The 15685-nt window shown below is 34.1% G+C and carries 10 protein-coding genes; 7 read left to right on the top strand and 3 right to left on the bottom strand.

Going from position 1 to position 15685, the window contains the following annotated elements:
• Positions 1-60: 60 nt before the first annotated feature.
• Positions 61-1758 (bottom strand): RagB/SusD family nutrient uptake outer membrane protein, encoded by a 1698-nt coding sequence (locus EV145_RS09675; RefSeq protein WP_133525013.1) that lies wholly within the window; start codon positions 1756-1758, stop codon positions 61-63.
• A gap of 10 nt (positions 1759-1768) precedes the next feature.
• Positions 1769-4831, bottom strand: coding sequence for a SusC/RagA family TonB-linked outer membrane protein (locus EV145_RS09670; protein ID WP_133525012.1), 3063 nt, complete (start codon positions 4829-4831; stop codon positions 1769-1771).
• Between the two features lie 628 nt (positions 4832-5459).
• Between EV145_RS09670 and EV145_RS09665 the strand changes: the two genes are divergently transcribed.
• On the top strand, positions 5460-6098 hold the full coding sequence (locus EV145_RS09665) for a sugar-binding protein (protein WP_133525011.1): 639 nt from the start codon (positions 5460-5462) through the stop codon (positions 6096-6098).
• 197 nt (positions 6099-6295) lie between these two features.
• On the opposite strand, the gene EV145_RS09660 is transcribed toward EV145_RS09665, so the two are convergent.
• Entirely contained in the window at positions 6296-7333 is a 1038-nt protein-coding gene (locus tag EV145_RS09660; protein WP_133525010.1) for a LacI family DNA-binding transcriptional regulator, read from the bottom strand.
• Between the two features lie 233 nt (positions 7334-7566).
• Here EV145_RS09660 and EV145_RS09655 point away from each other — a divergent pair, with 233 nt between their 5' ends.
• The 6 genes from EV145_RS09655 to EV145_RS09630 all read left to right on the top strand — a co-directional run bounded on the left by EV145_RS09655 (position 7567) and on the right by EV145_RS09630 (position 15636).
• Positions 7567-8658, top strand: coding sequence for a galactokinase family protein (locus tag EV145_RS09655; RefSeq protein ID WP_133525009.1), 1092 nt, complete (start codon positions 7567-7569; stop codon positions 8656-8658).
• 9 nt (positions 8659-8667) lie between these two features.
• Positions 8668-9543 (top strand): sugar phosphate nucleotidyltransferase, encoded by an 876-nt coding sequence (locus tag EV145_RS09650; RefSeq protein WP_133525008.1) that lies wholly within the window; start codon positions 8668-8670, stop codon positions 9541-9543.
• Between the two features lie 174 nt (positions 9544-9717).
• A complete protein-coding gene (locus EV145_RS09645; RefSeq protein ID WP_166638434.1) occupies positions 9718-11091 on the top strand; it encodes a sugar MFS transporter in 1374 nt (457 codons plus the stop codon).
• Between the two features lie 31 nt (positions 11092-11122).
• Positions 11123-13051, top strand: a complete 1929-nt coding sequence (gene nagB / locus EV145_RS09640; protein WP_133525007.1) for a glucosamine-6-phosphate deaminase — start codon at positions 11123-11125, stop codon at positions 13049-13051.
• 215 nt (positions 13052-13266) lie between these two features.
• The gene (locus tag EV145_RS09635; protein ID WP_133525006.1) at positions 13267-13500 is read left to right on the top strand and encodes a DUF3820 family protein; all 234 of its coding nucleotides are present in this window, start codon (positions 13267-13269) and stop codon (positions 13498-13500) included.
• 522 nt (positions 13501-14022) lie between these two features.
• A complete protein-coding gene (locus EV145_RS09630) occupies positions 14023-15636 on the top strand; it encodes a CTP synthase (RefSeq protein WP_133525005.1) in 1614 nt (537 codons plus the stop codon).
• Positions 15637-15685 lie beyond the last annotated feature (49 nt).

The raw sequence follows: 15685 nt of genomic DNA, 5'->3' as shown, positions 1-15685 counted from the left end.
AAAATTACCTCTCTAATCAAAAAATTAGAGAGGCTTCAAAAAACAACTAATTCTAAATAATTAAGGATTTTGTGTCAAAGTTCCCGGATAAGCATTGATTTCTGACTGTGGAATATATTGTACCACTCTTAAACTTGTTGCAGGAACATCATTCATTGGCAAATGCGGACCTGGATAGCGACGCGTCATGGTTTGTCCATTTCTGTAAACATCATAACCACGGTGTGCTTCAAAAGCTAATTCCAATTGGCGTTCTTCGTCAATAAGCTGTGAGGCGTTTGTACTGTTTAATGAAGCATAACCTCCACCAACAATTGATCTTTCGCGAATGATATTCAAATTTGTTCTTGCACTTGCATAATCTCCTTTTTTAGCATAAGCTTCTGCCATGTTCAAATACATTTCGGCTAATCTTGAAATAGTAGGTGAGTGCAGGTGAGAATCATTATTTTGTAAAGAACATTTTGTAATGTAAAACATTGGATAAACACGATTCAGCAGCATCATATAATCTTTTTCACCTGTGTAGGTTTTGCCAGCATAGACAATAGAATATTGGTTTTCTGCAGCATTTACAACAGTCAAGTTATAATTTGTGTTCGAAATCGTAATATAATACGAGCCGTCAGGATTCGTTTTAAGAGGCTGTTGCATATAATTGTAACCCGTTTGTGTGCCGCCTGCATTAAAAACGTCGTAAATAAAACGGAACGCAGCAGTTTTGTTTCCAGCATCATCAGTAACGTATTGCGGATCGATAAACGCCCAGCGTGCATCTTTTTTCAAACCTGATTTTCTCAACAAATCAAGATATTCAGCACTTGCATACATTTCTCCCCAGCCCTGACCTTGTATATTAGCATACATACCGCCAATTCCGTAGTAATGATCATAACCTGAAAACTCTGAAGCAACTTGTTTTACTGCAAAAATAGTTTCAGTCTGCTCATCAGAATCGGGTGCATAAGTGTTGTATTTCATAAAACTGTCTCGGCTCAATAAACTATAACGTCCGCTTGCAATTACTTTGTTTGCATAATCAATAGAAAGCGTTGCATATTCTTGATTTGGAGTTTGATAGGTACCACTCATATACAAGTAAACTCTTGAAAGCATTGCTTGAGCAGCTTCTTTAGTTGCATAAGCTGCAGGTCTGTCAGCAGTCATTAATGATTCTGCTTTTTTCAAATCACTTATTGCTTGCGCGTAGGTATCTTTTACAGTCGATCTGTCTGGAAGCGTCAAATTGTTCAAGTCTGCAGGTAATCCATTTACGATTGGCACTCCTAAATTTGTTTCTGGTGATTGAGAATAAGGTCTTCCATACGTACGGCATAAGTAAAAATAAATCATACCTCTTAAATAATAAGCTTCACCCAATTGCTGATCTACGGCAGTACTTTCTCCTTCTTTAATAATTTTGATCAAATCACTAGATTGAGAGATTATTTTGTAACTGTTGTTCCAAAAGACAGATAATCGACCGTTATCAGGAATATGCTGATACGAAATAAAAGAGTAAAATGAGTCCGTAGATGTACCTCTAATCATGATGTTGTCACCTGGATATTCTCCAACTCTGTGCATAACATCCGCCCAGCCTTTTAATTGTGCGTAACATCCGTTTAGTAAAACTTCGATGGATGCTTCTTTATCTTCCTGAATTTTATCTTGAGTATAGGAATCAAATGGTTCTCTGTCTAACTCACATGAGGACAGGAAACTAATTGCCATGCATAATATAAATATCTTTTTCATGATTTTGTTTTTAAAGAGTTAAGTTAAGTCCTAATACAATTTTACGTGTTGAAGGATATACTTGTGTTGCAACACCAGTAATTTGATTGTTTGCAGGTGGTATTTCAGGATCAACTCCAGAATAATGTGTAATTGTAAATAAATTTTCTCCTGCGATATACAATCTTAAATTTGAAATGTGCAAACGCTCAACAGGCATATTGTATCCAAAAGTGATGCTTCTCATTTTCAAATATGTACCGGTTTCTAAGAAACGAGACGAAGCTTTGTTTGAATTGCTTGAGTTATTGTAAAGTGCTTGCGGATGTGTTGCAATATCTCCTGGCTTTTCCCATCGGCTCCATCCGCTATGAAGATTCATTTGATTTCTGTCAGTATAAGCACCATCTGAATCAAATTCTGCTCTTGCATAGTTATAGATTTCACCTCCGACAGAATAACTGAAAATAGCAGCAAAATCAAAATTCTTATAGTTTAAGTTCGTTGAAAATCCCCCAAAAAAGTCAGGCGTATAAGCCCCAATAACTTTTTTATATTTAGAGGCATCACCATAGTTATATGTTTTTACACGTTCGCCAGCTGTGTTTGTTGTATACCATTGTGGTTTTCCGTTTTCAGGATCAACACCAGCCCATTCTGTTAGATACCAGCTGTCAACATCGTTGCCCGGTTTTAAAAGTTTGTTTGCAGAACCTGCAATACCGCTTCCGTCTCCCACAATAATTTCCTGTTTGTCTCCGTAAAGACTTGTCACTTTATTTTTGTTAGTACCAATATTAGCATCAACAGACCATTTTAAATTATCAGTTTTGATGATATCAACGTTAACAGAAGCTTCAAACCCTTTATTATTTACGGCACCAACGTTTCTCCAGATACTGGTTACCCCAATAACTCCAGGAAGTGGTACTCTGTACAATAAACCAGAAGTATTTTTATTGTAATAATCTAAAGTAATATTAACACGATTAAAGAAACTTACATCAACACCAACACCGCCAGTATATGTTTTTTCCCAGCTTAAATCAGGATTTGCCAACTGAGAAATCAAAGCTCCCGGATTTTCATTATAACTTTGTGAAAAAGAATATAACGGAAGATGCGGATATAAACTGTTTGGACGATTTCCTACTGAACCGTAACTAGCTCTCAATTTTAAATTGTTGATGTAATCTGCATGGAAAAAAGCTTCTTTATGAATGTTCCATCCGCCACTAACAGAAAAGAAATTTCCGTATTGTGCATTTTTTCCAAAATTTGAAGCACCATCACGACGGAAAGATACTTGTGCTAAATAGCGATTATCAAAAGAGTAATTAACATTTGTCAGCAAAGACTGTACGGCCCATTGAGATCTGTTTCCACCCACTTTTTCAGGAACCGCTGCAGCATCAGGAACTATAATTCCAGGAGGAATTCCTGTTGCAACTCCAGTACTGTATTTTGAATTGTATTCATTCCATTCGTAACCAGCAACCGCATTTATGTCATGTTTGCCAAACGATTGGTTGAACTTGAATAATTGGTTAGTATATAATCTGTTATAGGTTGAAAAATAATCTTCAATTCTTCCTTTTACAGCTTCTCCTGCAGATGATCTTGGATCAGAATAATAAGTTGAATTGTAATTTCCGAAAATATAATTATTTACAGAAGAGAAAGTAAGCCAGCTAGTAAACTTAATATCAAAATCAAGATTAGTACGAACTGTGTAACTTTCAGATTCACCATAATTCCATTGTAAATCATATAAATAGTTTGATCCTGTAGTATTTACCCAAGTTGGATTTGGAGCATTTCCTACCAGAGTACCATCTTCTAAATAAGGACTGTCCCAAGGCATATTTCCGTACAATGCACCAACAGAGTGCTGTTGATCATAAGTAGTTTCCTTAGTGATATTAGCCATTGGTTTAAAAGTAAACCAGCTGTTAGGTTTGTATTCAAATTTTAAAAGGCCATTGTATTTTTTGTATTCATACCCTTTAACAGCCCCAGTTTCATCGTATACGTTAATAGAAGCATAGCTTTTAAAGTTATCACCTCCGCCGCTGATAGACAAATTATAGTCCTCAGCAATTCCTGTTTGTGTAGCATTATCCCACCAGTCGAAATTTTTATTTCTTAATTCAGGATTCCACCACCATACAGTTTGAAAATCTTGTTTATTAGCAAATGAATCATATAAATCATATAATTCGGCACCATTCATGATTTTAAAATTTCCATTATTAAGAGAGGTTAATGCCGTTTTAGCGGTAAAGTTTATAGTCGCTTTACCTGCTTTTCCACTTTTTGTGGTAACGACAATTACACCATTTGCTCCTTGAGAACCATAAACTGCGGTAGACGCAGCATCTTTAAGAACCGTCAAGGTTTCAATATCAGATGGATTCATATTGGCAGAGCTATTCCCCACAATAACTCCGTCAATAACCCATAACGGATCTGTACTTCCGTTGACGGTTGTTCTTCCTCTAATAATTATTTTTGCCTGCGATCCGGGTTGGCCTCCGCCTGTGTTAACAAAAACACCGGTCGCTTTTCCTGCAAGCATATTTTCGACATTTGGCGTGGTTACATCTACGATTTTTTTATTATCTAAAGTCTGCAAAGATCCTGTTAAACTCTCTTTTTTTACTTTACTGTAACCCACTACAACAACTTCATCCATTTGTTGTCCCGCTTCTTTCATTATGACATTTAAAGAAGAATTTCCTGCAGCAACTTCTACTTCTTGCATTCCAAGAAATGAAAATACTAATATTGTTGAGGCATTTGGAACTTCGATAACAAAACCGCCATCCATGTCGGTTTGAACGCCCGTTTTACTTCCTTTAATTATAACATTGACTCCAGGAATTGGATTTCCTTTCTCGTCTGTTACTTTTCCTTTTACAACTTTTTGAAATGCTGATAAACTGGTTTTGTTTAAAGCATTTTCACTAATTGATGCTGCAGACGCTGCTTGAATACTTAAAGCCAACAATGAAAATAAAGCGGTTTTTAAGCTTTTTTCAAGTACTGAATGCATTCTAAAAGCACTGGACTTTTTAGTGAATACTTTTTTCATACTCTAGGTTTGGTTTTGGTTAATAATTGAGTTTTTGTCTAGTTGTGTTTTTTTCTTTTTTACCAATTAAAATTTTGATTTTTTTGACGTTTTTGGATTCCTTTTTTTAGCCCAAAATGATCTAAAATGAATACAATTTTTGTCGCCTAAATTCTAATTGTTCGACGAAACTATAGATTAAAAATTTATAAAACAAGAAAAAACACAAAAAATGTGCTCGAACACACAAAATTTATGTTCTCGAGCACATAAAATTGTGCAAAACGTTTTTTTAAACCTAAATTGATGTGATTTTTATAAAATATTTTAGATATAAAAGTAGCGCTCCATTTTTAGGTTTTTTAAATGAATTTCTTGTTTATCTGAATTATAAATGATGTTTTAATGAATTGTTGTGAATTTCGCAATTATGAATTCGAAAACGTAATTATTTTGCAGTATTTTCTGATGTGTTTTTTTGTAATAAAATTGATTTTAGACCATTTCATTAATTATTTAAAACACTTTTTTTTTTATAAAATTTACGCTATCTTGGGAATGGAAAAAATGGAACTTAAATTGGAAGGCAAAATTGGATTGAATAGCTTTTTCAAGAAGCGAAAAAGGAATAAAATTTAGAAGTAAAATTATGAAAGAATATCAAGTGGTTTTAATAGATCAAAATCTCAAAAAGGATAGCAGAATTTTGGATGTTTCTGTTTGGGAAAACGCAAATTGTCTGACTGATTTTTCATCGCCTTGGAACAGCGATTCAATTTCTAAAATTGAATTTCGGTCGCTTTGGGATTTTGAAAATCTCTATTTTAAATTTAGAGTTTTTGATACTGCTATTTATATGGATAAAAAAGACAATAGTTTTGACAGTATTGGAAATTCTGATCGGGTGGAGCTCTTTTTTAGAGCAAACGATTCTCTAGATCCTTATTATTGTCTTGAAATAGATACTGCTGCGAGATTAATGGATTTTATGGCAAAGCCGAATAAAGATTTCGATTTCGGATGGAAATGGCCAAAAGAAGATTTAAACATAAAAGCATCAAAAGATGAAATTTCTTTTACCGTAGAAGGAAATATTAGTATTGAATCATTAAACAGACTGAATCTCATTCAGAACAATACAATTGAAACGGGAATCTTTAGAGCAAAATTTTCTAAAAATGAAAATCAAAACTATGAACCAACCTGGATTTCATGGGTAAATCCAAAAACTGCTGAACCTAATTTTCACATTGCTTCTTCTTTTGGAAAATTGATTTTGATGAAGTAGTTTTCAAAAAGGTTCAAAGGTTCAAAGGGACAAAGGTTCAAAGGTTCAAAGGGACAAAGGTTCAAAGAAACAAAGGTTCAAAGGGGCAAAGAAACAAAGGTTCAAAGGGACAAAGAAAGAAAAGTCTGGAAATATATTTCACCAGAAATTAAAAAACTTAGCATCTTAGTACCTTAGAATCTTAGTGTCTTAGCATCTCAAGAATAAAAAGTCGCATTTTCGACATTAATAATATCGATAGGAAGCAAAATGGTTTCCGGAATTTCTTTTCTGAATAAAAAATGATCCACTAAAGTGCTTACTCCCAAATAAGCCTGTCTTTTTTGATTTTGATGAATTAAAAAATGAACCAATCCCTGATTTAGGAAATTGACATTTTTTTCAATTAAATCATAACCAATAAGTGCAATTTTTTTGTTTTTTGCCAAAGATAAAATAGAGGCTATTTGATAGGCTTTTGAAGTTGTAATGAAAATACCGCTTAGATCTGGATTTTCTTCTATAAAAGAAGCAAATTTAGTTTCGATGTTTGAAAATTTGAGTTTCAGAGTCGTTAAGGAAAAGTCAGAAAGTTTTTTTTCTTCAAAATAATTTCTGAAGCCTTTTTCCTTTTCCTGCATGTGAACTGCATTTTTAAGACTTTCATCAATATGGATAATAGCAATTTGGCCTTTGCTTAAAATCAGATTCATTAAACTCGCAGCAACACGTCCGCTTTTATGAAGATCTTGTCCCACGAAACTTTTAATAGACGATGATTCGACTTGGTTATTAAAAGTATTCACGATAATTCCTAATTCATCATACTGTTTAACGATTTCAACAGTTTCTTTATGAAACAGCGGTGCCAGTAAAACAGCATCAGGTGATTGTGCAATAATGGTTTCGTGTGTTTTTAAAAAAGATTTTGTACTTTCAGGATTAAAATAATAGGTTTCGATAATAACACTATAAGCTTTAAACTCAACAATAGCATCTTGAATTCCGTTTACACATGGAAGCCAGTACGGATCGATTGCAGGATCGGGCAGGAGTACACAAATGCGATAGACTTTTGTATTTTTTAAATTTCGGGCGATTAAGTTGGGCTCATAATCTATAACGTTCAAAACTTCGTTGATTTTTTCAAGCGCTGTAGGAGAAACCTTTCCTCTATTATGCAAAACCCGATCGACAGTTCCCTTAGAAACGCCCGCCATTTTTGCAATATCCTTTATCGTGTACTTTTTATCCATATAAGCAAATATAGAAACTTTGATTTAATTATTTTGAAAAAACTTTATTGAAATTAAGTAGTGTGCTCGAGAACATTATTTAAGTGTGTTCGAGCACATTTTTTATTTTTTTCTTGTTTTATCAAAATATAATATATAGTTTCGTAGAATCAAAACTGAAAATATAAAATTAATTCATAACCTATAAGCATTGTAAAATATTGATTTGCAATGTTTTAATGTAAAGTTTTTACGTGAAAAAAATTACTTCATTAGCCCCGGGCCGTACCTGTCTCTTTGGAGATCATCAGGACTATTTAGGATTGCCTGTTATAGCCTGCGCCATAGATCGAAATATAAAGTTGACAGCAGAGCAAAATAACACCAATACATTTGTTATTAATATGATTGATATTAATGAGGTTCGCGTCATTGATATTAATGCAACTTTTGAAAAATTAGAACCGAGAGATTATTTTGCCTCCTCATTGCGCGTTTTACGCAGGCATGGCTGTATTCCAACATCAGGTTATAACATTACAATTACTGGAGATATTCCAATTAATTCAGGAACATCAAGTTCATCGGCCTTATTAATGGCTTGGATTCGGTTTTTAATCGAAGCTTTTGGAGCTGATGAAAAAGCAACTCCTGATTTTATTGCCAAAATTGGATATGCATCTGAAGTTTTAGAGCATGGAGAACCAGGTGGCATGATGGATCATTTTAGTATTGGAGCTGGAAATATCGTTTATATAAATACGAAAATTCCTTTTTCGTACCAATGCATCGGCACAGAATTAAAAGGTTTGATTACCGGTGTTTCTGGTGTCCCAAAAGAAACAATCGGATTAATTGGCGAGTTAAAAGGAAATGCTTTGATGGCTATCGATATTGTCAAGCAAAACTATCCTGATTTCGATTTGAATGCTTCTGAAATTGAAGATGTTGACCGATATAAAAATTGTCTTCCTGATCGCTTAATTCCGTTTTTTGAAGCCGCGTTAAAAAATTATCACTATACAAAAGAAGCTTTAAAAGAATTTGAAAAACCAGTTTTAGATCTTAAAAAAATTGGATTCTGGATGAATCAGCATCATGAAGTTTTGCGTGATTTATTGAAAATTACAGTACCACGTATTGATGATATGATAAGTGCAGCTTTGCGAGCGGGTGCTTACGGAGCAAAAATCGTAGGTTCTGGCGGTGGCGGAAGCATTGTTGTTATTGCTGATCCTGAAAAAGAAGCTTCAGTTATCGAGGCTATTTTACAAGCAGGTGCGCAAGAAGCTTATGGCGTAGCGGTTGATCCGGGCGTGCGAATTATTGAAAATATTGAAATTTAGAAAAAAAATATGCACAACAATTTAGTTATTCTTGCGGGCGGAGCATCGTCTCGTATGAAAAAAGAAGCCATTACAGATAATTTAACTCCAGAAGAAATCGCTCAGGCAAATGAACGAAGCAAAGGTTTAATTGGCGTTGGATCTAGCGGAAGACCTTTATTAGATTATCTTTTATTGAATGCAAAAAAAGCAGGTTACCAAAATATTTATATTATTATTGGTGAACAAGGACAATTGTTTAAAGAGTTTTATGGAAATCACGACACTGATAATGATTTCCATGGTTTGAATATTTCATTTGCAATTCAATATATTCCCGAAGGAAGAATTAAGCCTTTTGGAACTGCAGATGCATTATTTCAGGCTGTTGAGCAGTTTCCGGAGCTGAACGAATTAGAATATTCCGTTTGCAATAGCGATAACTTGTATTCGGCTGAAGCTTTGCTGGCTTTAAGAAAAACAACTAGTCCAAATGCATTTATAAGTTATGATCGTGATGCATTAGAGTTTCCTTTAGAAAGAATTTCGCGTTTTGCTATTGCAAAATTAGATGAAAATAATCAGCTGTTGGATATTTTAGAAAAACCAGAAGCTTCAGATTTGGAACATTATAAAGATGTTGAAGGGAAAATAAGAGTGAGTATGAACGCTTTTAAATTTACCGGAAAAACATTGTACACCCATTTGAAAAATTGTCCAGTAAATCCCGAAAGAGACGAAAAAGAATTACCAACTGTGCTTTTAAATACTGTAAAAGCAAACCCAAACACCACTATTGGAATTCCGTTTTCTGAGCATGTTCCTGATTTGACAGCAAAAGAGGACATTGCCGACGTTAAACAATATCTTAAAAAACATTATCCAGTACTTGACTGGGAATCTTAAAAAATATTAACAAAAATTTCATATCTATTTTAGGGATAAGTTTAACTTAAAACATTACTTTTGTATTGCAAAAAAATCGCAAAATATTGCGTAAAAAACGCATTATAATTATTTAGTGTTGATTCTATCATAGATTGAAAGCGAAAAATCTATTAACAATCAACCCAAAGTATTATGTCGAACATTGAAAATGTCATCCAAGCAGAAAAAAGGAATGCAATTATTCCGATGGTTATCCTGACCGCATTATTTTTTATTCTCGGATTTGTAACCTGGCTAAACGGACCATTAATTCCATTTTTTGAATTGGCTTGTGAGTTGTCTTCTTCTCAGGCTTACTTTGTAACTTTTGCATTTTATATTGCCTATTTTGTCATGGCAGTGCCATCATCGTGGGTCATCGAAAAAGTAGGCTACAAAAACGGTATTTCGCTAGGATTATTGATTATTGCTTTAGGAGCATTTTTGTTTTATCCAGCAGCCGAAAGCCGTACTTTTTTACTGTTTTTAATAGCGCTTTTTGTTATGGGAACCGGTTTAGCAATTTTACAGACGGCTTCAAATCCGTATGTAGTTGTAATTGGCCCGAGGGAAAGTGCAGCCGCGAGAATCAGCGTTTTAGGAATTGCCAATAAATTAGCAGGATTTGTGGCCCCAATTATATTAACAGCCTTGGTTTTGTCAAATATGCAGGAGTTCACGGCAGATAAGATCGCGATGCTGGATTCTGTTTCAAAATCAAATGCTCTAAATTCTCTTGCATTGCAATTACAAAGACCTTATCTTTATATGGGATTGATTATTATAGTGTTAGCTTTATTTGTGAAGCTTTCGCCACTCCCAGAAATAGATTTGGATGAAGAAGGAAATATTTCAAATTTGAGTATTTTCAAACAAATAAAAAATGCGTTTAAACGTCCTCAACTGGTTTTGGGAGTGATAACTTTAATGCTGTATTTGGCAGCCGAAGTTTTGGCTGGAGATTCAATTGGAGGTTTTGGAAAACAATTAGGTGTTTACGGCGACGAAGGTAATTTTTATTTAAAACTAACTTCTTTTACAATGTCGGCGATGGTTGTGGGGTATATTTTAGGAATAACACTGATTCCAAAATACCTTTCGCAGGTCACGGCTTTAAAAGGATCGGGAGTTTTAGGAATCATTTTGGTTCTGGCTATTGTTCTGATTTCGCCTAAATTGGCAATTCAGCTGCCAGGAATTCCAAGCTTGCCAATTGTGATTCTGTTGGTTGCATTATTAGGTTTGGCAAATGCACTTTGTTGGCCAGCGATTTGGCCAATGGCGTTAGAAGATTTGGGTGGATACACTAAAATAGGAAGTGCTATTTTGATTATGGGAATTATTGGCGGTGCTATTTTTCCTTTGTTTTATGGTTTGATTACCGAAACAATAAATACAGCAAATATGGAAGCAGGAACAGTAGCAACTTCCCGAAGCGGTAATCAATTGGCCTATTTAATGCTTTTGCCATCATATGTAATGATTCTATTTTATGCTGTAAAAGGGCATAAATACAGAAGATGGTAGAATAAAAACGAGAAATTAAAAAAACTATATCATGTTAAAAAGTAAAATCGACAAAGCAACAGGATTCGAAAAACGATTCGAAAACATCAATACGGTTGTTTTTGAAAATTCGTCAGATGCTTCAAAAGCAGTTGCTCAAGAAATTGCAGCTTTAATTCAGTCAAAACAAAAAGAAAATCAGCCTTGTATTTTAGGTCTAGCTACAGGTTCTTCTCCAAAAGGGCTTTATGCTGAATTAGTTCGCTTGCATAAAGAAGAAGGTTTGAGTTTTAAAAACGTAATCAGTTTTAATTTGGATGAATATTATCCGATGGAACCAAACTCAATTAACAGTTATGTTCGTTTTATGAAAGAATTGCTGTTTGATCATGTTGATATTTTACCTGAAAACGCTCATGTTCCAGACGGACTTTTGACAAAAGAACAAATCGCTGATTATTGCCACGAGTATGAAGCTAAAATTGAAGCTTTAGGAGGAATCGATTTGCAGATTCTTGGAATTGGAGGAAACGGGCATATCGGTTTTAATGAATCAGGTTCACTTCAAAACTCTAAAACACGTTTAGTGGCTTTAGATCATATTACAAGAGTTGCAGCAAGTAAAGATTTCTTTGGATTAAACAATACGCCAAGAACGGCAATCACGCTTGGAGTGAAAAAAATTATGGAAGCCAAAAGAGTAATTTTATTGGCTTGGGGTGAAGGAAAAGCAAATATTGTAAAAAGATCTGTTGAAGACGAAGTTACAAACAGAGTTCCAGCTTCATTTTTGCAGGAACATGATAATGCTGTTTTTATTTTAGATAAAGAAGCTTCTTCAAAACTGACAAGAATCAATAAGCCATGGTTGGTTGAAAAAATTGTCTGGACAGATAAATTAACTCGTAAAGCGGTTTTAGGATTAGCATTAGATCTTAAAAAGCCAATTTTAAAGCTTACTGATGCTGATTATATCGAAAACGGAATGAGCGATTTACTAGCAGATTCTGGTCCGGCATACGACATTAATATTAAAATTTTCAATAAACTTCAGAATACAATTACGGGCTGGCCAGGTGGAAAACCAAATGCAGACGACGCAAATCGTCCTGAAAGAGCAGAACCGGCTAAAAAACGTGTATTGATTTTTAGTCCGCATCCTGATGATGATATTATTAGTATGGGAGGAACTTTCATGCGTTTGCAGGAGCAGGGACACGAAGTTCATGTTGCATATCAGACTTCAGGAAATATCGCTGTCGCGGATGATGAAGCATTACGTTTTGCAAGATTCGTAATTGATTACAATGAAAAATTCGGAATTAAAAGCGAAGAAGCAGATAACATTTACAAAAAAGCACAAACCTTTTTAGAAAATAAAAAGAACAGCGAAATTGATATTCCAGAAGTTCGTTACATTAAAGGATTGATTAGAAAAGGCGAGGCGAGAGCAACAAGTCATTTTGTTGGTTTAACTGACGATCAGATTCATTTTATGGAATTGCCTTTTTATGAAACTGGAACAATCGAGAAAAAACCAATCGGACCAGAAGATATTCAGTTGACTGTTGATTTAATTGAAAAAATCAAACCACATCAAATCTACGCAGCCGGAGATTTAGCAGACCCACACGGAACACACAAAGTTTGTCTGGATGCTATTTTTGAAGCTGTAAAAGTTTTAAAACCAAAATCATTTATGGATGATTGCTGGTTATGGTTATACAGAGGAGCATGGCAGGAATGGGGAATTGACGAAGTTGAAATGGCAGTGCCAATGAGCCCAGACCAAGTTTTAGCAAAACGTCATGGAATCTTCAAACACCAATCGCAAAAAGACGGTGTTGTTTTTCAAGGAACCGATGCCAGAGAATTTTGGCAAAGAGCCGAAGACAGAAACAGCGAAACAGCAGCTTTGTATCAGCAATTAGGTTTAGCGACTTATGCAGCGATGGAAGCTTTTGTGAGATGGCACTACTAAGATTCTAAGTTTCTATATTCGCCACGAATTAAACTAATTTTCACTAATTAAATTCGAGCTAATTCGTGAAATTCGTGGCAAAAAAAAACACGCACAGATTATAAAATCATTTTAATCTTTTAATCTGTGGCAAAAAATAATAGCTTTGTACCAACAAGAAGCAAGAGAGAGAATAAATCTATATTCTTTTCTCTTGCTTCTTTCTTCTTAAAAAAATGGAACAAGACAAAAAACTTCTCATAAAATTAGCACACACTAAAATGCCTTTCGGGAAATACGAAGGCCGTTTTTTAATTGATTTACCCGAATATTATGTCGTTTGGTATCACAATAAAGGTTTTCCAAAAGGCGAATTAGGTCAGCAATTACAGCTTATTTATGAATTAAAATTAAATGGTCTCGAAGAATTGATTCGGAATATTAAGAAGCAATATCCTAAGCTAAAATAAAATAGTAAGAAAAATCTTTGGTCATATCATTTTTTTTATTTAAGTTTGATATATATAGTATTATAATTTTTAAAAACTAATTGATACCACAGAATTCAAGACTGAATTTATAAATGTGTACAAGTCAATATTTTGTAATTATAATACATGTAAAAAATATTATAATTTTTGAAAACAAATTGGCACCACAGAGTTCAAGACTGAATTTGTAAATGTGTACAAGTCGATGTTTTAAAATTATAATATTTTTTTTGCTTAAAACTTTCCTGTGCAACTTATACTTTAGGCAGAAAGTGAAATGATTCTGCAATTATTATTAAATTGGAGCGTAATAGTTAATCTCAATTTAAATACATTCTTCAAAAATAATCCTAATAAATCCTTAAAATTATCGATTACAAAACCAAGTAATCGATCTGTTTAAAAATTTGCAAATTATCTCATAATCTAATTGATAAATTGTCTAATTAAATTTGTACTTTTGCCAAGTTTTTTACACAACTACTTACAAACAACAACAGAATGAATCAAACAAAATATATTTTTGTTACAGGCGGTGTGACTTCTTCATTAGGAAAAGGGATCATTGCAGCATCTTTAGCAAAATTGTTACAAGGAAGAGGATACCGTACAACTATTCAAAAATTTGATCCTTATATTAATGTGGATCCAGGAACTTTGAATCCGTACGAACATGGAGAATGTTATGTGACAGATGATGGTGCAGAAACAGATTTAGATTTAGGTCACTACGAGCGTTTCTTGAATGTTCCTACTTCTCAGGCAAATAACGTTACTACAGGAAGAGTTTATCTTTCGGTTATTGAGAAAGAAAGAAGAGGAGAATTTTTAGGAAAAACAGTTCAGGTTGTTCCTCACATCACAAACGAAATCAAAGACAGAATGCAATTGCTAGGTAAATCTGGTGATTATGATATCGTTATTACCGAAATTGGTGGAACTGTTGGTGATATCGAATCACTACCTTATATAGAGTCTGTTCGTCAATTAGTTTGGGAATTGGGAGAAAATAACGGAATTGTTATTCACTTGACGTTAGTTCCTTATTTGGCTGCTGCAGGTGAGTTGAAAACAAAACCAACGCAGCACTCTGTAAAAACATTGATGGAAAGCGGTATTAAAGCAGATATTTTAGTTTGCAGAACTGAGCATGAATTGTCTCAGGAATTACGCCAGAAATTAGCTTTATTTTGTAATGTTAAAAAAGAAGCAGTAATTCAATCAATTGATGCTTCTACTATATATGAAGTTCCAAATTTAATGCTTGAAGAAGGATTAGATGTTGTGGCTTTAAAGAAATTAGATTTACCTAAAAAAGCAGCTCCAGATTTAAAAAACTGGAATACTTTCTTACGCAGATTAAAAAATCCAAAACATACCGTAAATATTGGTTTGGTTGGTAAATATGTAGAAATGCAGGATTGCTATAAATCTATTTTAGAAGCATTTATTCATGCAGGTGCTGCAAATGAAACTAAAGTAAATGTAATTTCAATTCACTCAGAGCATATCAATGCAGATAATGTAGAAGAGAAATTAGGAGCTCTTGATGGGGTTTTAGTTGCGCCAGGATTTGGAGAAAGAGGTATTGAAGGAAAAATCGAAGCAGTTCGTTATGTTCGTGAAAACAATATTCCGTTTTTCGGAATTTGTTTAGGAATGCAGATGTCTGTTATTGAATATTCTAGAAATATTTTAGGTTATGCTGAAGCGAATTCTACAGAGATGAACGATAAAACGCCTCATCCGGTTGTGAATTTAATGGAAGAACAAAAAACGATTACAGATAAAGGTGGAACAATGCGTTTAGGAGCTTGGAAATGTGATATTAAACCAAACACTCTGGCATATAAAATTTACGGACAGAAAACAATTTCTGAGCGTCACCGTCACCGTTATGAATACAATAACAAATACGCTGATGAATTGCAGAAAGCTGGTTTAAAAGCTTCTGGAGTAAACCCAGATACAGGATTGGTAGAAATTGTAGAGCTTGAAAACCACCCGTTCTTTATTGGAGTACAATACCACCCAGAATACAAAAGTACAGTTGCAAATCCGCATCCGATCTTTGTAAACTTTGTGGCCGCAGCAGTTAATGCGCATAAAAAATAATAATTAATATTCGAGGAAATGTAACTTTTGTGATCGACTCGTTACTAAT

The sequence above is a fragment of the Flavobacterium sp. 245 genome, assembly GCF_004362055.1.
In the GTDB taxonomy this organism is placed as follows: Bacteria; Bacteroidota; Bacteroidia; order Flavobacteriales; family Flavobacteriaceae; genus Flavobacterium.
The sequence above is the reverse complement of the archived record's forward strand: the minus strand, read 5'-3'. Positions and strand labels throughout refer to the sequence as shown.